This is a genomic window from Streptomyces sp. NPDC104096, from assembly GCF_055584385.1.
Window position 1 is genome coordinate 12,782 of sequence record NZ_JBVJMD010000017.1, and the last position, 25,867, is coordinate 38,648.

Below are 25,867 nucleotides of genomic sequence, written 5' to 3' on the forward strand. Positions count from 1 at the left end.
ATGGAGACGGGGAGCCCGGGAGGGGCGGAGGCGACGGGGGCGGAGCCGGTGGCGTGGACGGGGCTGCCGCCCGGACTGCTGCGGATGCGACGGTTGCTGCTGGTGGTGTGGCTGGGGTCGGCCGCCCTCGCCGTGGGACTGCTGCTCGGGCTGCTGGCGGGGCCCGCCTGGGCGGCCTTCGCGCTGCTGCCGACGGCGGCGGCGTGGTGGGGCTGGGTGATGCTCGGCCGCAACTGGCGCTCCTGGCGGTACGCCGAGCGCGCCGACGACCTGCTCCTCAGCCGGGGCGTGCTGTGGCGCACGGAGACCGTCGTGCCGTACGGGCGGATGCAGTTGGTCGAGGTGACCTCCGGTCCCGTCATGCGGTGGTTCGGGCTGGCCGGGGTGCAGTTGCACACCGCGGCCGCCGCGACCGACGCGACCGTCCCCGGCCTGGAACCGGCCGAGGCGCAGCGGCTGCGCGACCGGCTCACCGAGCTCGGCGAAGCCCGGTCGGCGGGGCTGTGACGGCGCCGGACGCCGGTCACGACCTGCGCGCGCCGCGGCCCGTGACCGAGCGGCGGCTGCATCCCGTCACACCGTTCCGGCGGGCGTGGGCGCCGGTCGCGGTGATCGTGGGATGGGCGGCGCACGACCCCGACCAGGCGCAGGCGCAGCTGACCCGGCTGACCACGACGACCCTGCTGGTCGCGCTCGCCGTGTTCGTCCCGGCCGCCTCCCTCTACGGCTTTCTCACCTGGTGGTACACGCACTTCTCGGTGACCGACACCGAACTGCGCATACGGACCGGCCTGTTGTTCCGGCGCACCGCGCACATCCGGCTGGAGCGCATCCAGGCGGTCGACGTCACCCGGCCGCTCCTCGCGCGCGTGGCGGGCGTCGCCAAGCTCAGGCTCGACGTCGTCGGCACGGACAAGAAGGACGAACTCGCCTTCCTGGGCGAGGGCGAGGCACGCAGGCTGCGGGCCGAACTGCTCGCGCGGGCGGCCGGTTTCGCGCCCGATACGGCCCACGAGGTCGGCGAGGCGCCGTCCCGGGAGCTGCTGCGCGTGCCCGCGCGCGACCTCGCCGTCTCGCTGCTGCTGACCGGCGCGACCTGGGGCGCGGCGGCCGCCGCGCTCGTCGTACCGCCGGCGCTGTGGCTGGCCACCCACAGCGTGTGGACGGTCCTCGCGACCGGTGTACCGCTGCTCGGCGCGGCGGGCGCGCGCAGCGTGGGGCGGTTCGCCGGTGAGTACGACTGGACGCTGGGCGAGTCGCCGGACGGGCTGCGCATCGACCACGGCCTGCTGGACCGCGCGCACGAGACGGTGCCGCCGGGACGCGTGCAGACCGTGCGGATCGTGCAGCCGCTGCTGTGGCGGCGGCGCGACTGGGTGCGGGTGGAGCTGGACGTGGCCGGGTCGTCCGGCTCGGTGCTGGTACCGGTCGCGCCGCGCGCGCTCGCCGACGCGGTCGTCGCGCGCGTGCTGCCCGGGGTGAGCGTGCCGGCCGCCACGGCGACGACCCGGCCGCCACGGCGGGCCGGGCGGTGCGTGCCGGTGTGGTGGCGGGGCTACGGGCTGGCGGTCACCGGCGCGGTGTTCGCCGCCCGGCACGGGCTGCTGCGGCGCACCGTGGCGCTGGTGCCGCACGCCAAGGTGCAGAGCGTACGGCTGACGCAGGGGCCCTGGCAGCGGTTGTGGCGGGTAGCCGATGTGCACGTGGACACGGGGGCCGGCAAGTCGGTGACCGCCCGGCTGCGGGACGCCCGGGAGGCCGCGGAGCTGCTGCGCGGGCAGGCGGAGCGTTCGCGCACGGGACGCAGGGACGCCCGGCCCGACAGGTGGATGGCCTGAGCGGACGCCGGGCGTCGTATCTGTCGTTCCGTCAGGACGCCGCGCTGCTGCGCAGTCCCTTGAGGTCGATCTGCTCCGTCTCGTCGTGCTCCGTCAGGTCGATGACCTGGCCGGCGTCGCGCGACCGCGGGTCCACCGGCGTGAACTCCCCTTCCGCCGCCGCCTTGTGCACGGCGATGGCCTCCTCGCCGACGACGTCGGCGAGGTCCTCGTTCTGCACGGCGTCCAGGGCGGACGGCTCCGCGGACTTCTGCATGCCGAAGAAGTCGAACCCGCCCTCCGCCGTCGGCCTGCGCACGGGCGCGGCGGCCGGTACGACGGCCACGGCGGTCGGCACGGTGAAGTGCCCGGAGGGCCGGTGCACGGGGGCGGGGGACTTCGCCGGCGCCGGCAACTGCGGGCGGGACCGGTCGGCTTGGGCGGCCCGAGGTGCCTGGGTGGCCGGGGCGGCCTGGGGCGCCTGGGCTGCCTGAGGGGCCGTTTCCCTCCGGGCGATGGCCGTGCTCACGGCGGAAGCCGTCTCCGGTCGCGCGAGGGGGTCGGTCCGGTCGGTCGTGCGCGCCTCGACGACGCCCGTCCCCCGGGCGGCCGCCGCTCGCGGGGTGCCGGTTTCCTCGGCGGTGACGTCCGCTTCGGGTCGGGCCGTCGCTTCCGGGGTGACGGTCTCCTCGACGGTGACGGTCCCTTCCGAGGAGGTCGGCTCCTCCTGGGCGGCCGGCTTCACCGGGGCGGCCGCGTCGGTGACGACGGGCTCCTTGCGGGTGGCGCTCTCCCTGTCCGACATGGGTTCGGCGGCCGCACGCCGGTGCTCGTCGGCCGCCTCGGGCTTCCCCTGCGCCTCGTCCTCCTGCACGGCCTCCGCGCGGAGCGCGACCTCGGCACCGGAGGCACCGGAGAGAGCGGACCGGACGGATTTCGCGGACTCCGGCCGGGTCCCGGCGGGCGCGTCCGCGGCGGCCTCGGCGTCGAACCGGCTCAGCGCCGCCTTCGCCCGCAGGAACAGCTTGGACCCCTCGGGGGAGAAGGCCGCCGGAGCCACCGGCGCCCCCTCGTCGACCGTCGCCTCGTCCTCGGCATCGGCCTCGGCATCGATGTCGGCGTCGGCGTCGATGCCGTGCTCCGCCTCGGCATCGGCCACGGCGTCGGTCTCCGCACCGGTGGTGGCCTCGTCGTCGGTCTCGGCGTCGAGATCGGCGTCGGTCTCGGCCGGGGCAGCCACAGCCTCGGTCTCCTCCGCCACGGACGAAGCCGTCCCCGGCGGCAGTGCCCGCGCGGGGGACGCGCTCTCTATCTCCAGCAGCCGGCGGCCCTCCAGGGCGGTCGCCCGCTCGGTCTCCGCCGTCGCGTACCGCCGCAGCAGCGCGGCGTGCTCGTTGCGCAGCCGGGCCAGTTCGGCGCGCTTCGCGCGCAGCCGCTGCTCCAGCTTCACGCGCAGCTCGCGCGACTCCTCGAGGTCGGTCTCCAGTTCGGCGACACGTTCCTCGTGGCGCCAGTCGTCGCTCGCACGCGCGCGGGTGAGGTCGGCGACCTGTTTGCCCGCCTGGGCGTCCCAGCGGCGCATGACGACGGCGCCCAGAACAGCCGTCGTCGCGGCGGCCGCGGCCAGACCGCGGAGCACCATCGCCTGCGAGAACACCCAGGGGGCGAAAGCGCAGACGACGGAGACGCCGGCGATCACCGAAGGCGGCAACAGCCTGTGCAGGGGCGGGGAATGGCGGTGACGTCCACGTGGCATGGCCAGAAACTTACCGCGCGTAGGCAAGTGGTGGTGCCCCGCAGCACAAAAACGCAGCCATACCGAAGCCTTTTCAGCCTTCGTTCAGTCGCCCGCTGATCCACTGCAACGTCGCGGGGATCTCCCGGCGCCAGGTATTGAAGTTGTGTCCGCCGCTTTCGAGGATGATCGACGAGATCCGTGTCAGGTTCGTCGCCTGCACCCGTTCTATGAACTTCAGCGTGGATTTGTAGTTGGATTCGCCGACCTTGCTGCTGGTGACGAGCAGTGAGGTGTCGGGCGCCGGCTCGTGCTTGATGAACCACAGCAGGTCCGCCCGCCGGCGCAACAGCTCGTCGCCGTGGAAGAGATCGCCGGTGGTGGGGTCGTGGGGCGCCCTGTAGTACGGCGACAGGCCCGCGCCCGCCGCGTAGGCGCCGGGGTGGTGCATGGCGAGCTTCAGTGCGCAGTAACCACCCGTGGAGTCGCCGATGATGCCCCAGCTGCCCGGTTTCCCACCCGCCCGGTAATGCGCCCGTATCGCGTCCGGCAGATCGTCGGCGAAGAACGACTCGGTCTGCGGTCCGCCCGGCACGTCCACGCACTCCGTGTCGCGCGGCGGCGCCACGGTCGGCCGCAGCATCACCAGGATCATCGGCTGCATACGGCCGTCCTTGGCGAGTTCCCGCGCCGTGCGCGGATAGTTCAACTTGTCCACCAGCGCCGCGGCGGTGCCCGGATATCCGGTGAGGACCACCGCCACGGGAAACGTGCGCGTGCGGTAGGCGGGCTGGAAGTACTCCGGCGGCAGATACACGTACGCGGGGGTGGCGATGCGTGTCCTGCGGCCGAAGACGTCGATCTTCTGGATCTGCCCGCCGTCCTGCGGCCGGACACCGCCCTGATCCGTCACCGGCCTGGTGCCGACCACCTCCAGCGGACCGCCCGAGCCGCGGCCCCCCGTGTGGTCGACGACGACCCCCTGGTCCTTCTCGCGCCCGAACAGGTCCGCCCAGCCTGCATAGAACCCGAAGGCCTGGTTGACCGCCACCGCCACACAGACGAACACCGACAGCTGGGTGACGAGCAGCAGCCCCACCCGCCCGACGACCGCCCACCAGGTGCGCCGGGCCAGCCGCGGCCACCACCACACCGTGCCGACGAACAGCAGCACGGCGAGCACGATCGCCAGTACCAGCACCTTGTTGCTCGTGAGCCCCATAAGGCTTTCCCGCCTGCGCTTCCCGTCCGGGCACCCGCGCTCGACGCGATCTTTCGCGAGCGCTTGTCCCGGACTTTCCTCTGCCTTTGACGCGGCTTTGTCGAAAGGAGTGAACCTCTCCCCCCGAGACACCGTCCTAGAGGGCGCAATGTCGCCGGATGCCCTGAAAGGGCACCGGATTCAAGGTCTCTCGCAGAACCACGGGATGCGATGTCTGTCAGGGAAGATGGGGAAATGTCGGACGGGGTTCCGAACCGATCAAGCCGAGTGCGGCGCCTCCTGCGAGGGCCGCGCCCCGAGTCCGTACCCGCTCTCGTCGGCAGAGCGTGTGCCCTGGTCGGTGCCCTGGACATCGCCGCGGGCGTCTTCCCGCGCTTCCGGCACAGCCGTATGCACTCCATGGCCGAGGTGCTGCCCGGCTCGGTCGGCCCGTTCGCGGCCGCGCTCTCGCTCAGCAGCGGTGTGCTGCTGCTCCTGCTCGCCCACGGCCTCAAGCGCGGCAAGCGCCGGGCCTGGCGGGCCGCGGTGGCGCTGCTGCCGGCGGGTGCCGTCGGACAGTTCACGTACCGGCACTCCCCGGTCGGAGTGCTGATCTCGCTGGCCCTGCTCGCACCGCTGCTGCTGCACCGCGACCAGTTCGCCGCCCTGCCCGATCCACGCAGCCGATGGCGTGCCCTTGCCAACTTCGTCCTCATGGGCGCCGGTTCCCTCGTCCTCGGACTCGTCATCGTCAGCGTCCACCCGAAACGCATGATCGGCGACCCGAGCCTGGCCGATCGCCTGACCCACGTCCTGTACGGCCTCTTCGGCTTCGAGGGACCCGTCGACTACCAGGGCAACACCTCCTGGACGGTCGCCTTCTCCCTCGGCGCCCTCGGCCTGCTCACCGCGGTCACCACGATCTACTTCGCCTTCCGCCCCGAACACCCGGCCGCCCGCCTCACCGAGGAGGACGAGGCCCGGCTGCGCGACCTGCTGGCCAGGCACGGCCGCCGCGACTCCCTCGGCCACTTCGCGCTGCGCCGCGACAAGGCCGTCGTCTTCTCCCCCAGCGGCAAGGCCGCGGTGACCTACCGCGTCGTCTCCGGTGTGATGCTCGCCAGCGGCGACCCCATCGGCGACGTCGAGGCCTGGCCGGGCGCCATCGAGCGCTTCATGGACGAGGCCAGGGCCCACTCCTGGACCCCGGCCGTCATGGGCTGCTCGGAGACGGGCGGGGAGGTGTGGACCCGCGAGACCGGCCTCGACGCCCTCGAACTGGGCGACGAGGCGGTGGTGGACGTCGCGGATTTCTCGCTCGCCGGCCGCGCGATGCGCAACGTGCGCCAGATGGTCAAGCGCATCGAGCGCGCCGGTTACGAGACCCGAGTACGGCGCGTGGGTGACCTCGGCGAGGCCGAGCTGGAACGCGTGCGGCAGGCCGCGGCCGCCTGGCGCGGCACCGACACCGAGCGCGGCTTCTCCATGGCCCTCGGCCGGATCGGCGACGCCTCCGACGCCGACTGCCTCATCGCCACCGCCCACAAGGCCGACGCCGAACCGGGACCGTACGGCGACCTGAAGGCCGTGCTGCACTTCGTGCCCTGGGGCACCGACGGCGCGTCCCTCGACCTCATGCGGCGCGACCGCTCGGCCGACCCCGGCATGAACGAGCTCCTCATCGTCGCCGCGCTCCAGGCCGCCCCGAAATTCGGCATCGCGCGCGTCTCGCTCAACTTCGCGATGTTCCGCTCGGCACTGGCCCGCGGCGAGAAGATCGGCGCGGGCCCGGTGCTGCGAGCCTGGCGCGGACTGCTGGTCTTCCTCTCCCGCTGGTTCCAGATCGAGTCCCTGTACAAGTTCAACGCCAAGTTCCAGCCCCGGTGGGAGCCGCGCTTCGTCGTCTACCGCGCCTCGGCCGACCTGCCCCGCATCGGCTTCGCAGCCATGCAGGCCGAGGGCTTCGTGAACCTGGCGCTGCCCCTGCCGGGCTTCCTGCGCCGCCGCTCGGCCAGCCCTCGCCCGTGCGCGCACGGACTGGCGGAACGAGGCGTCCACGTCGCCTGAGCGTCCGGGCCGGTCACCGCGACGGGCCCGGGCGCGGCCGCGCCCACGGCCCCGTCCGTGGCCCGCGGCGGGCACCCGGCCCACGGCCCTTGCGGGTCTTGCGGCCCTGTCCTGGGCCTACGCTGAACATATGAGCAAGCAGAGCGGACGCGGGCACGTGGCGGGTCTTCCGGACTGGGACCGCTGCGCGGTCATGGGGGTCGTGAACGTGACCCCCGATTCCTTCTCCGACGGCGGCCGCTGGTTCGACACCACGGCCGCGGTCAAGCACGGCCTCGGGCTGGTCGCCGAGGGCGCGGACCTGGTCGACGTCGGCGGTGAGTCCACCCGCCCCGGCGCCACCCGCGTCGACGAGGCGGAAGAGCTCAAGCGCGTCGTCCCGGTGGTCCGCGGGCTCGCCTCCGAAGGCGTCGTCGTCTCCGTCGACACCATGCGCGCCTCCGTCGCCGCCCAGGCGCTCGCGGCCGGCGCCCGCCTGGTCAACGACGTCAGCGGCGGTCTCGCCGACCCCGCGATGATCCCCGTAGTGGCCGAGACGGGCGCCCCCTTCGTCGTCATGCACTGGCGCGGCTTCCTCCAGGGCGACGCCGTCCGGGGCACCTACGCCGACGCCGTCACCGAAGTCGTCGACGAGCTGCACGCACGCGTGGAGGCCGTCCTCGCGGGCGGCATCGCCCCCGACCGCGTCGTCGTCGACCCCGGGCTCGGCTTCTCCAAGGAGGCCGAGCACGACCTGGCCCTGCTCGCCCACCTCGACCGGCTGCGCGCCCTGGGCCACCCCCTGCTCGTCGCCGCCTCCCGCAAGCGGTTCCTCGGGCGGGTCCTGGCGGGCCCGGAGGGCGCCCCGCCCCCGGCCCGCGAGCGCGACGCGGCGACGGCCGCCGTCTCCGCGCTCGCCGCGCAGGCCGGCGCCTGGGCGGTCCGGGTGCACGAGGTACGCGCGACCGCGGACGCCGTACGCGTCGCCCGCGCCGTGGAAGGCGCCCGCGCCCCGGGCGGCTTCCCGGGTGCCGACTCCACCGAGGGAGCCCGGTGAGCGCCCCCCACACCGACGTGGAGCAGGTCGAGGCCGCCAACACCGCCTTCTACGAGACACTGGAGCGCGGCGACTTCGAGGAGCTGACCGCGCTCTGGCTGACCCCCGCCGACCTCGGCGTCGACGAGGAGTACCACGACCCGGCCGACGCCGGCGTGATCTCCTGCGTGCACCCGGGCTGGCCCGTGCTCACCGGCCGCGGCGAGGTCCTCAGGTCGTACGCGCTGATCATGGCGAACACGGAGTACATCCAGTTCTTCCTCACCGACGTGCATGTCTCCGTCACGGGCGACACCGCCCTGGTGAACTGCACCGAGAACATCCTCAGCGGCGGGCCCGCCCCGAAGGACGGCGAGGAGCTGGGACCCCTCGTCGGACAGCTCGTGGTCGCCACGAACGTGTTCCGCCGCACGGCCACCGGCTGGAAGCTCTGGTCGCACCACGCCTCGCCGGTGCTGACCGAGACCGGCGAGGAGGACGACGAGGACACCCCCGGCACCCCTTCGTGAAGGGGTGCGGGAACGTCTGGACCGAAGAAGTGGTTGGAATCACTGCCCGCCGGGTAGAAGCGGCTACCGGCCCGTGAGCCGCCGGGTTTCCCGGGGGAAACCTCCGAGGAAACTTTCGGGGCCGACCGGGGCCGGTGCGCCGTCGGCCCGGCACTGTCAGTGCTCGCAGGTAGATTCGTTTGAGGCCGGTGTGCCGCGCGCACACGGTACGGACCGGCCGTCACCGACGATTGCAGGAGTGATTCGCGTGGATCGTGTCGCGCTGCGCGGCCTGAAGGCCCGCGGGCATCACGGTGTGTTCCCCAAGGAGCGCGAGGAGGGCCAGACCTTCATCGTGGACCTCGTCCTCGGCCTGGACACCCGGCCGGCCGCGGCCGACGACGACCTGACGAAGACCGCGCACTACGGCATCGTGGCGGAGGAGGTCGTGGCCATCGTCCAGGGCGAGCCCGTCAACCTCATCGAGACGCTCGCCGAGCGCATCGCCGCGGTCTGCCTGAAGCACGAGGGGGTCGAGGAGGTCGAGGTCTGCGTCCACAAGCCGGACGCCCCGATCACCGTCCCGTTCGACGACGTGACCGTCACCATCATCCGGAGCCGAGTATGAGCGCATCCCTCACCGGGGGTCACAGCGACCCGACCGTACAGCCGGTACCCGCCTCCGTCGTCGAGAAGGTCGACGCCGCCGACACCACCCTGCACAACCCGCAACGGGCGGTGCTCTCCCTCGGCTCGAACCTCGGCAACCGTCTGGAGACCCTCCAGGCCGCCGTCGACGCGCTGGAGGACACCCCAGGCGTGCGCGTCAAGGCCGTCTCCCCGGTGTACGAGACGGAGCCGTGGGGCGTCGAGCCCGGCAGCCAGCCGTCGTACTTCAACGCGGTCGTGGTCCTGAAGACCACCCTCCCGCCGTCCTCGCTGCTGGAGCGGGCCCACGCGATCGAGGAGGCCTTCCACCGCGTGCGCGACGAGCGCTGGGGTCCGCGCACCCTCGACGTCGACATCGTCGCCTACGCCGGCACGGTCAGCGACGATCCGCGGCTCACCCTCCCGCATCCGCGCGCCCACGAGCGCGCCTTCGTCCTCGCCCCCTGGCACGACGTGGACCCCGAGGCCCAGCTGCCCGGCCGCGGCCCGGTCGCCGGCCTTCTGGACATCGTCACCAGGGACGGGGTCACGGCGCGCAAGGACCTGGAACTCCGGCTGCCCGAGTAGTCGTTAGGGTCTAGACGACCACAGGGTCGGCCCACCGGGTGCGGGCCGACCACGACCGCTGTCCGGGGGAGCTGAAGGAACACCGTGAGAGAGCTTCGCATCAGGGTGCTGGCAGGCGTGTTCGTCGTCGCCGGAGTGCTCTCCTGGGCGGGCGCCCGCCTGTGGAGCGCGCTGGGGACCCTCCCCAGCGTCCCGCTGGCCGCCCCCATCGTCCTCGCCGTGATCGCGGTGATCCTCCTCGCCACGGCCCTGTCGATCCGCGCCCGTCTCAAGGCCCAGCGCGAGCGCCGCCCCGACGCCAAGGGCGTGGACCCGCTGATGGCGGCCCGCGCGGTCGTCTTCGGCCAGGCCAGCGCCCTGGTGGCCGCCCTCGTCGCCGGCATGTACGGCGGCACGGGTGTCTTCCTGCTGGAGTCCCTCGACATCCCCGCCCGCCGCGACCAGGCCATCTACGCCGGCTTCTCGGTGCTGGCCGGGTTCGGCGTCATAGCGGCGGCCCTCTTCCTGGAGCGCGTGTGCCGCCTCCCGGAGGACGACGAACACGACAACGGCGCGGCCACGACGGCGTAACGGCCGCACCCGACCGCAACGGCCCAGGGCCGGTCCAGGGTCCGAGACCCGCGACGGCCGCGGCAGCCGTCGGGCCGGCCTCCGAGCCGCAGAGCCCGCCGGCCGAAGGGTGCGCCGGTCGACGTCCCGGGCCGCGAGGCCCGGTCCGGGTCGTCGCAGCGGTGTCAGCGCGCCATGATCAGGCTCATGGCCTCGGTGCGGGTGGCCAGGTCGCGCAGCTGTCCCCGCACGGCCGACGTGATCGTCTTCGCCCCGGGCTTGCGCACGCCCCGCATGGACATGCACATGTGCTCGCACTCGACGACCACGATCACCCCGCGCGGCTCCAGGATCTCCATCAGCGAGTCGGCGATCTGCGTGGTGAGCCGCTCCTGGACCTGCGGCCGGCGGGCGTAGACGTCCACGAGCCGGGCCAGCTTCGAAAGACCGGTGATCTTGCCGTCGACGGACGGGATGTAGCCGACGTGGGCGACCCCGACGAACGGCACCAGGTGGTGCTCGCAGGAGCTGAGGACCTCGATGTCCTTCACCAGGACCATCTCGTCGTGCCCCAGGTCGAACGTCGTCGTCAGTACATCCTCGGGCTTCTGCCACAGCCCCGCGAATATCTCCCGGTACGCCCGCGCCACCCGCGCCGGAGTCTCCTTGAGCCCTTCACGGTCCGGGTCCTCACCGACCGCGATGAGGAGCTCGCGCACCGCGTTCTCGGCGCGCTTCTCGTCGAACTCGCCGATGGAGCCCTCGCCGTCCAGCGTCACGGGGTCGGTCATCTGAAGCCTCGTTCCTGTACCTGTCATGCGTGCGTGCGGGCGGGCCACCGCGTCTCACTTGCGGACATACCGAAATGCCGCGCCCCCCAAGGCTAGAACCTCGGGGGGCGCGGCATCCATTCCGGGCCTGGTGGGGCCACCGGGGACGGCCGGGAGGGTCAGCTCTCCGGCCGGTCCTCCGTGACCGGTTCCGTCGCCGACGCGGACTCCGCGGCGGTCGACTTCACGGTGCTGATGGCCGGCGTCGCGCCGTTCGCGCCGTTCGTCAGTGCCAGCTCCTTGGGGGAGAGCACCGGCGGACGGGTGGACGGCGTACGGCGGGAGGAGCCGGTCCAGGCGGGCCGCGGCGGCCGCTTGACGATCGTGGCGAAGACCTCCGCGATCTCCTCCTTGCCGAGCGTCTCCTTCTCCAGCAGCTGGAGCACCAGGTTGTCGAGGACGTCGCGGTTCTCGACCAGGATCTCCCAGGCCTCGTTGTGCGCGTTCTCGATGAGCTTCTTGACTTCCTCGTCCACCAGGGCGGCGACCTCTTCCGAGTAGTCGCGCTGGTGAGCCATCTCACGGCCGAGGAAGGGCTCGGTGTTGTCGCCACCGAACTTGATCGCGCCGAGCCGCTCGGTCATGCCGTACTGCGTGACCATCGCGCGGGCGGTGGCCGTGGCCTTCTCGATGTCGTTCGCGGCACCCGTGGTCGGGTCGTGGAAGACCAGTTCCTCGGCCGCGCGGCCACCCAGCATGTAGGCCAGCTGGTCGAGCATCTCGTTGCGCGTGGTCGAGTACTTGTCCTCGTCCGGGAGCACCATCGTGTAGCCGAGGGCGCGGCCGCGGGACAGGATCGTGATCTTGTGGACCGGGTCGGAGTTCGGCGAGGCCGCCGCGACCAGGGCGTGACCGCCCTCGTGGTACGCGGTGATCTTCTTCTCCTTGTCCGACATGATCCGGGTCCGCTTCTGCGGGCCCGCGACCACACGGTCGATCGCCTCGTCCAGCATCAGGTTGTCGATCAGCTTCCGGTCGCTGCGGGCCGTGAGCAGCGCGGCCTCGTTCAGCACGTTGGACAGATCGGCACCCGTGAAGCCGGGGGTGCGGCGGGCGACGGCGGCCAGGTCGACGTCGGGCGCGACCGGCTTGCCCTTCTGGTGGACCTTGAGGATCTCCAGGCGGCCCTGCATGTCGGGGCGGTCGACCGCGATCTGGCGGTCGAAGCGGCCGGGGCGCAGGAGGGCCGGGTCGAGGATGTCCGGGCGGTTCGTGGCGGCGATGAGGATGACGCCGCCCTTGACGTCGAAGCCGTCCATCTCCACGAGGAGCTGGTTCAGCGTCTGCTCGCGCTCGTCGTGACCACCGCCGAGGCCGGCGCCGCGGTGACGGCCGACCGCGTCGATCTCGTCGACGAAGACGATCGCCGGGGCGTTCGCCTTGGCCTGCTCGAACAGGTCACGCACTCGGGAGGCACCGACACCGACGAACATCTCGACGAAGTCGGAACCGGAGATCGAGTAGAAGGGCACGCCCGCCTCGCCCGCGACAGCGCGCGCGAGCAGGGTCTTGCCGGTGCCGGGGGGGCCGTACAGCAGTACGCCCTTCGGGATCTTGGCGCCGACCGCCTGGAACTTCGCCGGCTCCTGGAGGAACTCCTTGATCTCCTGGAGCTCCTCGACGGCCTCGTCCGAGCCCGCGACGTCCGCGAACGTCGTCTTCGGGGTGTCCTTGGTGATGAGCTTCGCCTTGGACTTGCCGAAGTTCATGACCCTGGAGCCGCCGCCCTGCATCTGATTCATCAGGAACAGGAACACGACGACGATGAGGACGAAGGGGAGCAGGGAGAGCAGGATGCCGAGGAAAGCGTTCTGCTTCGTCGGGGTGACGGTGTAGCCGTCGGGGATCTGCTTGTCCTGGTACTTGGTCTGCAGCGTGTTGGCGATGGTCACGCCTTGGTCGCCGATGTAGCTCGCCTGGATCTTCGAGCTGCCGTCGACCTTCACGCCGTCCTTGAGCGAGACCTTGATGGTCTGCTCGTCACCGGTGGTGATCTTGGCCGATTCGACCTTGTTGTCGTTGATCGCCTGGACGACCTTGCCGGTGTCCACCGTCTTGTAGCCGCCGGACGAGCCGACGACCTGCATCAACACGACCACGGCAAGGACGGCCAGCACGATCCACATGACCGGCCCACGGAAGTATCGCTTCACGTCCATCCATACGGAGCGGTGTCGCCCCGTCCCTCCTGCCATAGTGAGTTTGATAAGACAGTTCTTCTGACGGTACCCCAGCATTGTGGACCGAAGCCGCACGGGACGGCTGGCGATCCGTCTGCCTGCTCCAACGGCGAGAGGCCCGCTGGGGTTCCCGATCGTCCCGGAGGGCTTGGCCCGACCGGCTCAGCCGCCGTAGACGTGCGGCGCGAGAGTACCCACGAACGGCAGGTTGCGGTACTTCTCGGCGTAGTCGAGGCCGTAGCCCACGACGAACTCGTTGGGGATGTCGAAGCCGACCCACTCCACGTCGATGGCGACCTTGGCGGCGTCCGGCTTGCGCAGCAGCGTGCACACCTTCAGGGAGGCGGGCTCGCGCGAGCCGAGGTTGCTGAGCAGCCAGGACAGGGTCAGCCCGGAGTCGATGATGTCCTCGACGATCAGGACGTGCCGGCCCTTGATGTCGGTGTCGAGGTCCTTGAGGATCCGCACCACACCGGAGGACTGGGTGCCCGCCCCGTACGAGGACACGGCCATCCAGTCCATGGTGACGGGGGTGGACAGCGACCGGGCGAGGTCGGCCATGACCATCACCGCGCCCTTGAGGACGCCGACGATCAGCAGGTCCTTGCCCGCGTACTCCTCGTCGATCCTCGCGGCCAGCTCGGCCAGCTTCGCGTCGATCTCTTCCTTGGTGATGAGTACCTCTTTGAGGTCGGCACCCATGTCTTTCGCGTCCACCCGCATCACTTTCGGTCGGTCGTCCCACCGGCTGCCCGGCCCCTGCCCGAAGGGGAGGCCGGCCGTCTCCCCGAGGGGGGAGATTCAGCCTTGCCGGATCACCAGTCTGCCACCCTGCCGCTGGGCGACGACCCGGCCGGGGAGGTTGATGGCTCCCTGACCCCGCCAACCGGTGATCAGCCGGTCGACCTCCTCGATGTGGCGGGCGAACAGCGAACCGGCCGGAGCGCCCGCCTCGATGGCCGCACGACGCAGGATCCGGCGGCGTACGGCGGGCGGCAGGGCGTAGAGCTTGGCGCACTCCAGCAGGCCCGTCGCGTCGCGTACGGAGGCCTCGGCCTGACTGGCCCAGGCGTCGAGGGCGTCGGCGTCGTCCCGGGAGAGCTGGGCCGTACGGGCGAGGGCCTCGACGACTCCCTTGCCGAGGGCCTTCTCCAGGGCGGGCAGACCTTCGTGGCGCAGCCGGGAGCGGGTGTAGGCCGGATCGGCGTTGTGCGGGTCGTCCCAGACGGGCAGCGACTGGACCATGCAGGCCTTGCGCGCGGTCTGCCGGTCGAGCTGGAGGAAGGGCCTGCGGTAGCGGCCGTCGGTCCCCGAGACCGCGGCCATCCCGGACAGGGACCGGATGCCGGAGCCCCGGGCGAGCCCCAGCAGGACGGTCTCGGCCTGGTCGTCCCGGGTGTGGCCGAGCAGGATCGCGGCGGCGCCGTGGCGGTCCGCGGCGGCGTCGAGCGCGGCGTAGCGGGCGTCGCGGGCGGCGGCCTCGGGCCCGCCCTCGCGGCCGACGTTCACGGCGACGGACTCGACCGGGTCCAGACCGAGTTCGCGCAGTCGCAGCACGACCTCGTCGGCGCGCAGGTCGGAGCCCGACTGGAGGCCGTGGTCGACGGTGACGCCGCCGGCGCGGATGCCGAGCTTGGGCGCTTCGAAGGCGAGGGCGGAGGCCAGCGCCATGGAGTCGGCGCCGCCGGAGCACGCGACCAGCACGACCGGCGGTGCCGTGCGCTCGTGCGGGGCGCGGGCGGCGCTCTGGGCCGGGACCTGGTCGGAGTACCGGCCGGGGGCCTGGCCGACGGAGCCGGGGACCTCGATGACGGCCGGCGCGCCCGCGGCCGAGGGCGTGCCGGTGGCGGCCGGCGCGCCCGTGGCGAAGAACGTGCCGGTGACGCCGGTGACTTCGTCGGCGCCGGTGGTTCTGTTGAGTTCGATGAGGATGTCGTGGAGGACGCGGCGGACCGCCAGGCGTATCGCCGCGACCGCAGGATGGGGACCCATGTCCGGTTCCCTTCATGAAGTTTTCGGGAGTGAGCCCGAGGTTCGGTCACTCAGAGTGTGTCGATGGTGACAGAACCCGGCCGTTCCCCGAGCATTGCACGCCTACGCATGGCTCACGGTCCCTCGGACGGGTGATTGGAGGGGCGTTCGCCTGCCGTCGGCCGGATTCGTCCCACGGCTCCCGCGTGTCGTCCGCCGCTCCCCCGTGTCGTCCGCGGCTCATGGACCGGCCCTCGCCCACGGTTCAGGAATCGCTCCTGCGGTGCACCCGCGCGACCCAGTCCCCCGGTGCGGCGATCTCCGCCTTGGTCGGCAGGGTGTTGGGGGACGTCCACACCCGGTTGAACCCGTCCATGCCGACCTGGTCCACCACGGCCCGCACGAAACGCTCGCCGTCCCGGTACTGCTTGAGCTTGGCGTCCAGGCCCAGCAGCTTGCGCAGCGTGGTGTCCAGGCGCGAGGCGCCCTTGGCGCGGCGCTGCTGGAACTTCTCGCGGATCTCCGCGACGCTCGGGACGACCGAGGGCCCGACCCCGTCCATCACGAAGTCGGCGTGCCCCTCCAGCAGCGACATCACGGCGGTCAGCCGGGTGAGGATCTCCCGCTGGGCCGGGGTCTGCACCAGTTCCACCAGGGAGCGGCCGCCGTCGTCCTCCTCGCCCTCGGGCCGGCCGCCGGCCAGCGACTGGGCGGCCTCCCGGATGCGCTCCAGGAAGGTCATGGGGTCGATGTCGGTCTCCCCCAGGAAAGACTGGATCTCACCCTCCACGTGGTCGCGCAGCCAGGGCACCGCGGAGAACTGGGTGCGGTGCGTCTCCTCGTGCAGGCACACCCAGAGGCGGAAGTCGTGGGGCTGTACGTCGAGTTCCCGCTCCACGTGCACGATGTTCGGCGCGACGAGCAGCAGTCGGCCGCCGCCGGCCGGCCCCGCGGGCAGTTCGCGGGTGGCGGGGGCGAAGGTCTCGTACTGGCCGAGGACCCGTGAGGCGAGGAACGACAGCAGCATGCCGAGTTCGACGCCGGTCACCTTGCCGCCGACCACGCCCAGGACCGCGCCGCCCGGGTTGTTGCCACGCCGGTCCTGCATCTTGTCCAGCAGCGGCTTGAGGATCTCCCGGAACCCGGCGACGTTCGCCCGGATCCAGCCGGGGCGGTCGACGACGAGCACGGGAGTGTCATGGACGTCCTCGGTGCCCATCCGGGTGAAGCCCCGGACGTGTTCCTCCGAGGCCTTGGCGTGGCGGCGCAGCTCCGCGACGACGGCCCGGGCCTCGTCGCGGCTCACCTCGGGGCCCGGCCGTACGAGCCGGGTCGCGGTCGCCACCGCGAGATTCCAGTCGACCATCCCAGTAGATGCAGCACCACCGATGCTCGTCATGGCTCAACGGTACGTGAGCGTTCCCGTCACGGGCAGGCCCCGAAGCGGTGTCCGCGGGCCGCGGCGCGCCGGGCGGCGCCCGGCGCCCGGCGGTCCGGCTCAGCCGCAGCCGCACCCGGCGAGCGCGGTCGCCGTCCGGTCCAGCGCCGCCTGGGCCGCCGTCGGATCGGTCGTGTCCGCGGTCAGGAAGGCGAAGGCCAGCAGCCGGCCGTCCTCGTCGACGACCGTGCCGGCCAGCGTGTTGACGCCGGTCAGGGTGCCGGTCTTGGCCCGTACGACGCCGGCCGCGCCGTCGCTGTAGCGGGCGCTCAGGGTGCCGGTGAAGCCGGCCACCGGAAGACCGGTGAGGACCGGGCGGAGTTCGGGGTGGGCGGGATCGCCGGCCTTGACCAGCAGGGCCGTCAGCAGGTTCGCGGTCAGCCGGTCGTCGCGGTTCAGACCGCTGCCGTCCTTGAACTCGGCGCCCGTCACGGGAAGTCCGAGCTTCTGGAGCTGGGCGCGGATCGCCTTCCCGCCGCCGGCGAAGTCGGTGCGGCCGCCGGTCGCGACGGCCGTCTGGCGGGCGAGCGCCTCGGCGATGTCGTTGTCGCTGTTGGTCAGCATCCGCTCGACGACGGTGGACAGCGGCGGCGAGGAGACGGTGGCCAGGGCCTCGGCACGGCCGGACGCCTTGGACGGGCCGGGCGAGGTCGTCCCGATCCCGGCGGAGTTCAGGAACCCGGCGAACCGGCGGGCCGCGTCCGCGGCCGGGTCGGCCACCCGGGCCACCGGGCCGTGCGTCGAGTCGTCCGTGCGGCCCTCGTCGGCCATCAGGGCGCTGACCTGGGCGATGTTGTCGTTGACGCCGATCGGGTGGGTCGCGGAACCGGCGTAGAGGGTCGTGTCGTACGACAGCGTCACCTGGCGCAGGCCGCGCTTCTTCAGGGCGGCGGCGGTGTCGGCGGCGAGGGCGCGCAGGCTCGCCCAGCCCTCCTCGTCGTCCGCGCGGGCCGTCAGGGTCGGGTCGCCGCCGCCGACCAGGACGACCTCCTTCGTGCCGGGTTCGAGGGCGGTGCGGGTGGTGAAGCGGTGGTCGGCGCCCATCGCGGAGAGCGCGGCGACGGCGGTGGCGATCTTCGTCGTGGAGGCGGGGGTCAGCGCGTCGTCGGCCCCGGTGTCGTACAGGCGCCTGCCGGTGCCGAGGTCGACGACGACGGCGGTGTGCCGGCTGCCGAGCGCCTGGTCGTCCAGGAGCGGGTCCAGGACGTCGGCCACGGACTTCGCGCCCGGCTTCGACTGCACGGCGGTCACGCCGACGGTGAGGCCGGTCAGCACGGACGGGGCGCTGGGCGCGGGCCGGGGCGCCCGGGCCTGCGTACCGGACGTATCGGACTTACGACCGTGATCTGCGCCACCCGTACCGTCCAGGGCGACTGCCCGGTCCCGCTCGGCCGTACGCTGACCGGTGGCGTCCCAGGGCCCGGCGGCGCTCACCACGACGGCGGCCAACGCCAGCCCGGCGGTGGCCGCACCCGCGGTGTACTGCCAGGTCTTCGGCCTGACGGGTCGCGTGACCTGCGGTTTCACGACCTGTGTCAGCCGCGCGACCCGCGGCCTCACGGCCGTCGCGACCCGTACGAGAGACGGCTTCACGGCCGTCGCCGCTCGCACGAGACGCGGTCGGACGGCGCCCGCGATCCGCACCACATGCGGTCTCGCGGCCTGCCAAGGCCTCAGCTCGGGCACGACCACCAGCCCCTTTCGCGATCACACACCTGCGTGAGGGACACTTAATCACCAGAACTATGTGCTGATCATGGAGGAGCCACCGGTGGAGTTCGACGTCACGATCGAGATCCCGAAGGGTTCGCGGAACAAGTACGAGGTGGACCACGAGACCGGTCGGATCCGACTGGACCGTCGGCTCTTCACCTCGACCAGTTACCCGGCCGACTACGGCTTCGTCGAGAACACTCTCGGCGAGGACGGCGACCCGCTGGACGCGCTGGTCATCCTGGAGGAGCCGACCTTCCCCGGCTGCCTCATCAAGTGCCGTGCCATCGGCATGTTCCGGATGACCGACGAGGCCGGCGGCGACGACAAGCTGCTGTGCGTCCCGGCGTCCGACCCGCGCGTGGAGCACCTGCGCGACATCCACCACGTGTCGGAGTTCGACCGCCTGGAGATCCAGCACTTCTTCGAGGTCTACAAGGACCTCGAGCCCGGCAAGTCCGTCGAGGGCGCCGACTGGGTCGGCCGTACCGAGGCCGAGGCCGAGATCGAGCGGTCCTACAAGCGCTTCAAGGACCAGGGCGGCCACTGAGTCCCCCGCCGTCCACGGGCCGCACGCGCACGCGTGCGGCCCGTTGGCATGTCTGTGCGCATACTGGGGCTGGGATGGACGTCGTTCAGGGAGCGTTGCGTCAGTGACGGAAGCGGAGGACCGCAAGCCGCAGTCGGACGAGGCGAGGGGCACGTACGAGTCGGAGATCACGTCCGAGTTCGCGATTCCGGAGGGTCTCGCGGCCCCCAAGGGCACCAAGGGCGGTACGGAGTCGGAGACCACCTCCGAGTTCGCCGTCCCCCAGGGGCTGGACGTGGCGCAGCCGGCGCCCGGGGAGTCCGAGGGATCGGCCTTCAGCACACCGCGGACCTACAGCGCCCGCAGCGCCCCGCCCGCCTTCACCCCGCCGGTCGGCGTCCCGCGGGTCAGCCTGACCAAGGAGGCCCCCTGGCAGGACCGGATGCGCACGATGCTGCGCATGCCGGTGGCCGAGCGGCCCGCGCTGGAGACGGCGCAGAAGGCCGAGGAGGTCGCGCCCGCCGTCCCGCGCGTGCTCGACCTGACCCTGCGCATCGGCGAACTGCTGCTGGCCGGCGGCGAGGGCGCCGAGGACGTGGAGGCCGCGATGTTCGCGGTCTGCCGGTCCTACGGCCTGGACCGCTGCGAGCCGACCGTCACCTTCACCCTGCTGTCGATCTCGTACCAGCCGTCGCTGGTGGACGCTCCGCTGACCGCCTCGCGGACCGTGCGCCGCCGTGGCAGCGACTACACCCGGCTGGCGGCCGTCTTCCAGCTCGTGCACGATCTGAGCGACGCCGCGAACCACCTCTCCCTGGAGGAGGCCTACCGGCGGCTCGCGGAGATCCGCCGCAACCGGCACCCGTACCCCCTGTGGGTGCTGACCGCGGCCAGCGGACTGCTCGCGGGCGCGGCCTCCGTGCTCGTCGGCGGTGATCTGCTGGTGTTCGTCGCGGCCGCGCTCGGCGCGATGCTCGGCGACCGGCTGGCCTGGCTGTGCGCGGGACGCGGGCTGCCGGAGTTCTACCAGTTCACGGTGGCCGCGATGCCCCCCGCCGCCATAGGGGTCGCGCTGACGCTGGCGCACGTCGACGTGAAGGCGTCCGCAGTGATCACCGGTGGGCTGTTCGCGCTGCTGCCGGGGCGGGCGCTGGTCGCCGGGGTCCAGGACGGTCTGACCGGCTTCTACATCACCGCGGCCGCGCGGCTGCTGGAGGTCATGTACCTGTTCGTCGGCATCGTCGTCGGCGTGCTGGTGGTGCTGTACTTCGGCGTGAAACTGGGCGCCCAGCTCAACCCCGACACGGCGCTGAGCGTCTCCGAACGTCCGCTGGTCCAGATCGGCGCGTCCATGCTGCTGTCGCTGACCTTCGCGGTGCTGCTCCAGCAGGAACGGTCCACCGTGCTGGCGGTGACCCTCAACGGGGGCGTCGCCTGGTGTGTGTACGGCGCGATGCACTACCCGGGCGGTATCTCCCCGGTCGCCTCCACGGCCGTGGCGGCGGGCCTGGTGGGGCTGTTCGGACAGTTGCTGTCCCGGTACCGGTTCGCGTCGGCGCTGCCGTACACGACCGCGGCCGTCGGGCCGCTGCTGCCGGGTTCCGCCACGTACTTCGGGCTGCTGGCGATCGCTCAGAACAATGTCGACAAGGGCGTGGTGTCGCTGACGAAGGCCGCCGCGCTCGCGATGGCCATCGCCATCGGCGTGAACCTGGGGTCGGAGATCTCCCGGCTGTTCCTGCGGGTGCCGGGCGGAACCACCGGAGGGCGGCTGGCGGCGAAGCGGACCCGCGGCTTCTGACCACCGCGCGCCCGCCGGCCTCGCGTGCCGCGGGCCCCGCCCCGCGGCCCTCGGCGGGACTCAGCCCTGGTCGTACGGGTACTGGCCGCCCTGCTGGTAGTCCTGGCGGTAGTCCGGCTGCGAGCCGTAGGGCTGCTGGTCGTAGCCCTGCCCCTGGTGGCCCTGGGGGTGCTGCTGGGCATAGGGCTGGGGCCGGCCGTAGGGCTGCTGACCCTGACCGTACGGCTGCTGGGGCTGCTGCTGGGGCTGGGCGTACGGCTGCCCGCCGTAGCCCTGGTTCTGCGGGTGCTGCTGGGCGTAGGGCTGGGGCCGGCCCTGGTACTGGTCGTAGCCCTGGTCCGCGCCCTCGTCGTAGTACCGGTCGTGGCCGTGCTGCTGGTCGTGGTTCTGGTGGGGCCGGTCGGCCGACGGGATGCGGCGCAGCTGGGTCGTCGCGTCGTCCATGGCCGGGGTCTGCTGCTGGAAGGCCTGCTGCGCGAACTCCGGCTCGGCCGGGGCGTCCGCGGCCTCACGCTTCTCCTTGCGGGCCTTGAGGACCTCGATGATCACCGGGATCACGGAGACGAGGACGATCAGGACCAGGATGGCCTCGACGTTGTTCTTGATGAGGTCGATCTGGCCGAGGAAGTAACCCGCGACCGTCACACCCGTACCCCACAGGGCACCGCCGACCACGTTGTACGTGAGGAACGTGCGGTACTGCATGCGGCCGGCGCCCGCGATGATCGGGGCGAAGGTCCGCACGATCGGCACGAAACGGGCCAGCACGATGGCCTTGGGACCGTAGTTCTCGACGAACTCGTGGGCCTTCTCCAGGTTCTCCTGCTTGAAGAGCTTGGAGTCGGGCCGGCTGAAGAGCTTCGGCCCGAAGAACTTGCCGATCAGGAAGCCGACCTGGTCGCCGAGGACCGCCGCGGCCACGATCAGCGTGCACACCAGCCACAGCGGCTGCTGGATCCACTTGCCGTCCGCGACCAGCAGACCCGCCGTGAACAGCAGCGAGTCGCCGGGCAGGAAGGCGAACAGCCCCGACTCGGCGAAGACGATGACCAGGATGCCGATCAGCCCGAAGGTCGAGATCAGGTAGTCCGGGGTTAGCCACTCAGGGCCGAGGGCGAGGGTAGTCACGGGTTCCGGGCTCCTGAGAGGGGGGAGGGCGGTCGGTGCGGCGGCGGGACCGCCCAAAACTATCAACGCTACGCCATGGGACCAGGTTCCCAGGGCTTCCCACAGGATGCACTGTGCGTCCGCCTGGTCAAAGCTGTGAGCATGGGCATCGACGAATACGGCGGCGGCCAGCAGCCCCAGGCGGCGGTTCTGGTCGTGACCACGAACGACGTACCCGGACACCGTGTCGAGCAGGTCATCGGCGAGGTCTTCGGCCTGACCGTGCGCTCCCGGCATCTGGGCAGCCAGATCGGCGCCGGCCTGAAGTCGATGATCGGCGGTGAGCTCAGGGGGCTCACCAAGACGCTCGTGGCGACCCGCAACCAGGCCATGGAACGGCTGGTGGAGCAGGCACACGCGCGTGGCGCCAACGCGGTGCTGGCATTCCGTTTCGACGTCACGGAGGCGGCGGACGCGGGCACCGAGGTGTGCGCCTACGGGACGGCGGTGGTCCTGGCCCGGGAGTGAGACCGGGCCAGGCCCCCGGGCCGCTCAGCCGGTGTGCCGGGCCGCGTTCGCGACGATCGCGTCCCTCAGGTGCTCGGCGAGACCCGGCCGCATCGCGTCGTAGAAGGCCTTGAAGCGCTCGTCGGCGACGTACATCTCGGCGAGGCCCTGGTGCATGTCGTACGGGCACTCGTAGAACCAGGCACAGATGTGCAGCCGGTGCTCCTCGGCCATGTCCATGGCGCGCTCGCCGGCCGGCGGCTCGTCGGCGGCCATCAGGGCGGCGTAGCGCTCGCTCCAGTCGGCCACCTCGGCCTTCATGCGCTGCCAGTCGTCCTTGGTGTAGCGGGCGGTACGGCGCTGCGACTCGGCGTACGCGCGCGTGCCGCCCCAGCGCTGCTCCGCCTCCTCGGCGTACCGCTCGGGATCCTTGTCGCCGAAGACCTCGAACCGTTCCTCGGGTGTCAGGCTGATGCCCATCTCGTTCGCCTCCATGGCGTGTTCCACGGCCGCGGCCATCTTCTGCAGCTTCTCGATCCGGGCGGTCAGCAGGTCGTGCTGCCGGCGCAGGTGGGCGCGCGGGTCCGCGGCCGGGTCGTCGAGCAGGGCGGCGACCTCGTCGAGCGGAAAGCCGAGCTCCCGGTAGAACAGGATCCGCTGGAGCCGGTCGAGGTCGCCCTCGCCGTAGCGCCGGTGGCCCGCGTGGCTGCGCTCGCTGGGCACGAGCAGGCCGATGTCGTCGTAGTGGTGCAGCGTGCGCACCGTGACCCCGGCGAACCCAGCGACCTGTCCCACGGAGTAGCTCACTGTCCGCTCCTTTCGTCGGTACGCGCTCCACGGTGCGTCCTCACGTGACGTGAGGTGCAAGCCCGCTTCCCCGCGCGCCCCACATGCTCCGTCCGGGATGTTCGAGGTGTTTCGTCCGCTTATGGTGAGCGCGTGGCCCAGGACTCCGCGCGGCAGGCGCCCGACACCTCTCCCGCGGCCCCGCCGCGCGCCCTGTTACCGCTGATCCTGCCCGCCCTCGTCGTGGGTGTGGTGAGCAGCCTGCTGTTCGTCGGCGTGAGCGTCGCGGCCGAGCAGCTCCAGGGTGTCCTGTGGGGGAACCTCCCCGACGCCCTGGGCATCGGCCGCTACTCGGTGCTGTGGATCTTCGTCATGCTCTTCGCGACCGGTGTCGCGGTCGGTCTGGTGGTGTGGAAGGTCCCCGGCCACGCGGGACCCGACCCGGCCACCATGGGGCTGAACGCGCCCGCGCTGCCGCCCGTGGTGCTGCCCGGCCTGCTGCTGGCGGCGGCCCTGATGCTCGCGGGCGGGCCGAGCCTCGGTCCCGAGAACCCCATCATCGCCGTCAACGTCGGGCTCGCGGTGTGGCTCGGCCGCCGGTTCCGGCCCGGGTCGGCCGAGCCGCTGTGGACGGCGCTGGCGGAGGCGGCGACGCTCGGCGCCCTGTTCGGCACGCCGGTGGCCGCCGCCCTGGTCATCTCGGAGGCGCTGGCCGGAACCCGGACCACGGGCCAGCTCTGGGACAACATCTTCGCCCCGCTGGCCGCCGCCGCGGCCGGCGCCCTGACGACCGACCTGGTCCACAAGGCCACCTTCGACCTGCATCTGCCGCCGATCGCCGAGCCGAACGCGGGCGACGTGCTGGCGGCGGCCGTCGTCGCGTCGGTGGCCGCGCTGCTCGGCATGGCCGCGGTCCACGCCTTCCCCCACCTCCACCGCGCGTTCCAGCGGCTGCGGCACCCGATGCTGATGCTTCCGGCGGGCGGACTGGTCCTGGGGGCGCTGGGGGCGCTGGGCGGGCCGCTGACGCTCTTCAAGGGGCTGGACCAGATCGCGGAACTGGCGCGCGACCCCGAGGGCTGGTCGGCCGGGCAGTTCGCCGTGATGACCGTCGTCAAGCTGGCCGCCCTGACCGTCGCCGCCAGCTGCGGCTTCCGCGGCGGCCGGATCTTCCCGGCCGTGTTCGTGGGGACCGCCCTCGGACTGTGCGCCCACGCCCTGGTGCCCGCCGTCCCGCCCGCCCTGGGCGTGGCGTCGGGCGTGCTGGGCATGCTCCTGGCCATCACCCGGCAGGGCTGGGTGAGCCTGTTCACCGCCGCCGTCCTGGTGGCCTCCCCCGTCATCCTCGCGCTGCTCTGCATCGCCTCGCTGCCGGCCTGGCTGCTGGTGACAGGGCGCCCGCAGATGCAGCTGCGCAAGGACGGCACCCCGATCCGCTGAACCGTTTCCCCGTCTGGAGGCACATCCATGGCTCTGCACAAAGGTCCCGAGAAACAAGAACAGCGGCCGATGTCGGTCAACCCCTTCTTCGGCGAGGCGAACCCCGTCGGCGGCATGACCGAGGCGCCGCCCACGCACCGGCTCCCGGACACCCCCCTGCCCCCGCAGACGGCGTATCAACTGGTGCACGACGAACTGATGCTGGACGGCAACTCCCGGCTGAACCTCGCCACCTTCGTCACCACCTGGATGGAGCCGCAGGCCGGGGTGCTGATGGGGGAGTGCCGGGACAAGAACATGATCGACAAGGACGAGTACCCGCGCACCGCCGAACTGGAACGGCGCTGTGTGGCGATGCTCGCCGACCTGTGGAACGCGCCCGACCCGTCGGCCGCCGTGGGCTGTTCGACCACGGGCTCCAGCGAGGCGTGCATGCTCGCCGGGATGGCGCTGAAGCGGCGCTGGGCCAAGCGCAACGCGGACCGCTATCCGGGGGCGCGCCCGAACCTCGTCATGGGCGTCAACGTCCAGGTCTGCTGGGACAAGTTCTGCAACTTCTGGGAGGTGGAGGCCCGGCTGGTCCCCATGGAGGGCGACCGCTACCACCTCGATCCGCAGGCGGCGGCCGAGCTGTGCGACGAGAACACCATCGGGGTCGTGGGCATCCTGGGCTCCACCTTCGACGGGTCCTACGAGCCGATCGCCGACCTGTGCGCGGCCCTGGACGCCCTCCAGGAGCGCACCGGCCTGGACATCCCGGTGCACGTCGACGGCGCGTCCGGCGGCATGGTGGCGCCCTTCCTCGACCCGGACCTGGTGTGGGACTTCCGCCTGCCGCGGGTGGCCTCGATCAACACCTCGGGGCACAAGTACGGGCTGGTCTACCCGGGTGTCGGCTGGGCCCTGTGGCGCGACCGGGAGTCCCTCCCCGACGAACTCGTCTTCCGGGTCAACTACCTCGGCGGCGACATGCCGACCTTCGCCCTGAACTTCTCCCGGCCCGGCGCCCAGGTCGTCGCGCAGTACTACACGTTCCTGCGGCTGGGCCGCGAGGGCTACCAGGCGGTGCAGCAGAGCACCCGGGACGTGGCCACCGGCCTCTCCGCGCGCGTGGCGGAGCTCGGCGACTTCCGGCTCCTGACGCACGGCGACCAACTGCCCGTCTTCGCCTTCACGACGGCCGACGACGTCAAGGCGTACGACGTCTTCGACGTCTCCCGGCGGCTGCGCGAACACGGCTGGCTGGTGCCCGCCTACACCTTCCCGCCCAACCGCGAGGACCTGTCGGTGATCCGGATCGTGTGCCGCAACGGCTTCTCCGCCGACCTAGCCGAACTGTTCCTGGAAGACCTGAACCGCCTCCTGCCCGACCTGCGCCGGCAGCCGCATCCGCTGATCCAGGACAAGGACCGGGCGACCGGGTTCCACCACTGATC

The 25,867-nt window shown here is 72.0% G+C and carries 23 protein-coding genes; 13 read left to right on the forward strand and 10 right to left on the reverse strand.

Annotated features, from left to right (window positions below):
* Together ACZ60B_RS19225 and ACZ60B_RS19230 are read left to right on the forward strand one after the other, a co-directional pair.
* Entirely contained in the window at positions 1-507 is a 507-nt protein-coding gene (locus ACZ60B_RS19225) for a PH domain-containing protein (RefSeq protein ID WP_469388422.1), read from the forward strand.
* Entirely contained in the window at positions 504-1,838 is a 1,335-nt protein-coding gene (locus tag ACZ60B_RS19230) for a PH domain-containing protein (RefSeq protein ID WP_469388424.1), read from the forward strand. The genes ACZ60B_RS19225 and ACZ60B_RS19230 overlap by 4 nt, the downstream gene beginning before the upstream one ends.
* A gap of 31 nt (positions 1,839-1,869) precedes the next feature.
* Here ACZ60B_RS19230 and ACZ60B_RS19235 read toward each other — a convergent pair whose 3' ends face one another.
* Positions 1,870-3,573 carry a coiled-coil domain-containing protein gene (locus ACZ60B_RS19235; protein ID WP_469388425.1) on the reverse strand — a complete coding sequence of 568 codons (1,704 nt, stop codon included), beginning with the start codon at positions 3,571-3,573 and terminating at the stop codon, positions 1,870-1,872.
* A 73-nt stretch (positions 3,574-3,646) separates the two neighbouring features.
* The gene (locus ACZ60B_RS19240; protein WP_469388426.1) at positions 3,647-4,774 is read right to left on the reverse strand and encodes an alpha/beta hydrolase; all 1,128 of its coding nucleotides are present in this window, start codon (positions 4,772-4,774) and stop codon (positions 3,647-3,649) included.
* 234 nt (positions 4,775-5,008) lie between these two features.
* Between ACZ60B_RS19240 and ACZ60B_RS19245 the strand changes: the two genes are divergently transcribed.
* From ACZ60B_RS19245 to ACZ60B_RS19270, 6 genes are all read left to right on the forward strand, one after another.
* A complete protein-coding gene (locus ACZ60B_RS19245; RefSeq protein WP_469388428.1) occupies positions 5,009-6,820 on the forward strand; it encodes a phosphatidylglycerol lysyltransferase domain-containing protein in 1,812 nt (603 codons plus the stop codon).
* A 130-nt stretch (positions 6,821-6,950) separates the two neighbouring features.
* Positions 6,951-7,856: a dihydropteroate synthase gene (gene folP / locus ACZ60B_RS19250; RefSeq protein WP_469388429.1), complete on the forward strand. Its 906-nt coding sequence runs from the start codon at positions 6,951-6,953 to the stop codon at positions 7,854-7,856.
* The gene (locus ACZ60B_RS19255) at positions 7,853-8,365 is read left to right on the forward strand and encodes a nuclear transport factor 2 family protein (RefSeq protein WP_469388431.1); all 513 of its coding nucleotides are present in this window, start codon (positions 7,853-7,855) and stop codon (positions 8,363-8,365) included. The genes folP and ACZ60B_RS19255 overlap by 4 nt, the downstream gene beginning before the upstream one ends.
* Positions 8,366-8,612: 247 nt before the next feature.
* Positions 8,613-8,972, forward strand: a complete 360-nt coding sequence (gene folB / locus ACZ60B_RS19260) for a dihydroneopterin aldolase (protein ID WP_469388433.1) — start codon at positions 8,613-8,615, stop codon at positions 8,970-8,972.
* Positions 8,969-9,580 (forward strand): 2-amino-4-hydroxy-6-hydroxymethyldihydropteridine diphosphokinase, encoded by a 612-nt coding sequence (gene folK, locus ACZ60B_RS19265; protein ID WP_469388434.1) that lies wholly within the window; start codon positions 8,969-8,971, stop codon positions 9,578-9,580. Before folB ends, folK begins: the two co-directional genes overlap by 4 nt.
* Positions 9,581-9,664: 84 nt before the next feature.
* A complete protein-coding gene (locus tag ACZ60B_RS19270) occupies positions 9,665-10,150 on the forward strand; it encodes a DUF3180 domain-containing protein (protein WP_469388436.1) in 486 nt (161 codons plus the stop codon).
* A gap of 164 nt (positions 10,151-10,314) precedes the next feature.
* Here the strand turns inward: ACZ60B_RS19270 and folE are convergent, their stop codons facing one another.
* From folE to dacB, 6 genes are all read right to left on the reverse strand, one after another.
* Positions 10,315-10,920, reverse strand: a complete 606-nt coding sequence (gene folE / locus ACZ60B_RS19275; protein ID WP_152887743.1) for a GTP cyclohydrolase I FolE — start codon at positions 10,918-10,920, stop codon at positions 10,315-10,317.
* Between the two features lie 158 nt (positions 10,921-11,078).
* The gene (gene ftsH / locus ACZ60B_RS19280; RefSeq protein ID WP_351615492.1) at positions 11,079-13,118 is read right to left on the reverse strand and encodes an ATP-dependent zinc metalloprotease FtsH; all 2,040 of its coding nucleotides are present in this window, start codon (positions 13,116-13,118) and stop codon (positions 11,079-11,081) included.
* Between the two features lie 183 nt (positions 13,119-13,301).
* On the reverse strand, positions 13,302-13,862 hold the full coding sequence (gene hpt, locus ACZ60B_RS19285; RefSeq protein ID WP_450665323.1) for a hypoxanthine phosphoribosyltransferase: 561 nt from the start codon (positions 13,860-13,862) through the stop codon (positions 13,302-13,304).
* Positions 13,863-13,940: 78 nt separating this feature from the next.
* Positions 13,941-15,131, reverse strand: a complete 1,191-nt coding sequence (gene tilS / locus ACZ60B_RS19290; RefSeq protein WP_469388439.1) for a tRNA lysidine(34) synthetase TilS — start codon at positions 15,129-15,131, stop codon at positions 13,941-13,943.
* 244 nt (positions 15,132-15,375) lie between these two features.
* Positions 15,376-16,509 (reverse strand): zinc-dependent metalloprotease, encoded by a 1,134-nt coding sequence (locus ACZ60B_RS19295; protein ID WP_469388441.1) that lies wholly within the window; start codon positions 16,507-16,509, stop codon positions 15,376-15,378.
* Between the two features lie 99 nt (positions 16,510-16,608).
* Complete coding sequence (gene dacB, locus ACZ60B_RS19300) at positions 16,609-18,195, reverse strand: D-alanyl-D-alanine carboxypeptidase/D-alanyl-D-alanine endopeptidase (protein ID WP_469388587.1); 1,587 nt, start codon at positions 18,193-18,195, stop codon at positions 16,609-16,611.
* Positions 18,196-18,319: 124 nt separating this feature from the next.
* On the opposite strand from dacB, the gene ACZ60B_RS19305 reads away from it, so the two are divergent.
* Both ACZ60B_RS19305 and ACZ60B_RS19310 read left to right on the forward strand, forming a co-directional pair.
* The gene (locus ACZ60B_RS19305) at positions 18,320-18,811 is read left to right on the forward strand and encodes an inorganic diphosphatase (RefSeq protein WP_351615513.1); all 492 of its coding nucleotides are present in this window, start codon (positions 18,320-18,322) and stop codon (positions 18,809-18,811) included.
* Positions 18,812-18,914: 103 nt separating this feature from the next.
* On the forward strand, positions 18,915-20,591 hold the full coding sequence (locus ACZ60B_RS19310) for a threonine/serine exporter family protein (RefSeq protein ID WP_469388442.1): 1,677 nt from the start codon (positions 18,915-18,917) through the stop codon (positions 20,589-20,591).
* Positions 20,592-20,651: 60 nt separating this feature from the next.
* Here the strand turns inward: ACZ60B_RS19310 and ACZ60B_RS19315 are convergent, their stop codons facing one another.
* Complete coding sequence (locus ACZ60B_RS19315; RefSeq protein ID WP_469388444.1) at positions 20,652-21,719, reverse strand: DedA family protein; 1,068 nt, start codon at positions 21,717-21,719, stop codon at positions 20,652-20,654.
* A 141-nt stretch (positions 21,720-21,860) separates the two neighbouring features.
* Between ACZ60B_RS19315 and ACZ60B_RS19320 the strand changes: the two genes are divergently transcribed.
* Positions 21,861-22,226 carry a YbjQ family protein gene (locus tag ACZ60B_RS19320; RefSeq protein ID WP_469388446.1) on the forward strand — a complete coding sequence of 122 codons (366 nt, stop codon included), beginning with the start codon at positions 21,861-21,863 and terminating at the stop codon, positions 22,224-22,226.
* 24 nt (positions 22,227-22,250) lie between these two features.
* On the opposite strand, the gene ACZ60B_RS19325 is transcribed toward ACZ60B_RS19320, so the two are convergent.
* Entirely contained in the window at positions 22,251-23,012 is a 762-nt protein-coding gene (locus tag ACZ60B_RS19325) for a MerR family transcriptional regulator (protein WP_469388448.1), read from the reverse strand.
* Between the two features lie 132 nt (positions 23,013-23,144).
* Between ACZ60B_RS19325 and ACZ60B_RS19330 the strand changes: the two genes are divergently transcribed.
* Both ACZ60B_RS19330 and ACZ60B_RS19335 read left to right on the forward strand, forming a co-directional pair.
* Positions 23,145-24,431, forward strand: a complete 1,287-nt coding sequence (locus ACZ60B_RS19330; protein ID WP_469388450.1) for an ion channel protein — start codon at positions 23,145-23,147, stop codon at positions 24,429-24,431.
* A 27-nt stretch (positions 24,432-24,458) separates the two neighbouring features.
* The gene (locus tag ACZ60B_RS19335) at positions 24,459-25,865 is read left to right on the forward strand and encodes a glutamate decarboxylase (protein ID WP_469388452.1); all 1,407 of its coding nucleotides are present in this window, start codon (positions 24,459-24,461) and stop codon (positions 25,863-25,865) included.
* Positions 25,866-25,867: the final 2 nt, after the last annotated feature.

Bases quoted from the DNA above. Each gene is read 5' to 3' on its own strand.
- folE (WP_152887743.1), bottom strand. From the start codon at position 10,920: ATGACCGACCCCGTGACGCTGGACGGCGAGGGCTCCATCGGCGAGTTC.
- tilS (WP_469388439.1), bottom strand. From the start codon at position 15,131: ATGGGTCCCCATCCTGCGGTCGCGGCGATACGCCTGGCGGTCCGCCGC.
- ftsH (WP_351615492.1), bottom strand. From the start codon at position 13,118: ATGGACGTGAAGCGATACTTCCGTGGGCCGGTCATGTGGATCGTGCTG.
- folK (WP_469388434.1), top strand. From the start codon at position 8,969: ATGAGCGCATCCCTCACCGGGGGTCACAGCGACCCGACCGTACAGCCG.
- ACZ60B_RS19235 (WP_469388425.1), bottom strand. From the start codon at position 3,573: ATGCCACGTGGACGTCACCGCCATTCCCCGCCCCTGCACAGGCTGTTG.
- folP (WP_469388429.1), top strand. From the start codon at position 6,951: ATGAGCAAGCAGAGCGGACGCGGGCACGTGGCGGGTCTTCCGGACTGG.
- ACZ60B_RS19320 (WP_469388446.1), top strand. From the start codon at position 21,861: ATGGGCATCGACGAATACGGCGGCGGCCAGCAGCCCCAGGCGGCGGTT.
- ACZ60B_RS19225 (WP_469388422.1), top strand. From the start codon at position 1: ATGGAGACGGGGAGCCCGGGAGGGGCGGAGGCGACGGGGGCGGAGCCG.
- ACZ60B_RS19335 (WP_469388452.1), top strand. From the start codon at position 24,459: ATGGCTCTGCACAAAGGTCCCGAGAAACAAGAACAGCGGCCGATGTCG.
- hpt (WP_450665323.1), bottom strand. From the start codon at position 13,862: ATGCGGGTGGACGCGAAAGACATGGGTGCCGACCTCAAAGAGGTACTC.
- ACZ60B_RS19240 (WP_469388426.1), bottom strand. From the start codon at position 4,774: ATGGGGCTCACGAGCAACAAGGTGCTGGTACTGGCGATCGTGCTCGCC.
- ACZ60B_RS19295 (WP_469388441.1), bottom strand. From the start codon at position 16,509: ATGACGAGCATCGGTGGTGCTGCATCTACTGGGATGGTCGACTGGAAT.
- ACZ60B_RS19245 (WP_469388428.1), top strand. From the start codon at position 5,009: ATGTCGGACGGGGTTCCGAACCGATCAAGCCGAGTGCGGCGCCTCCTG.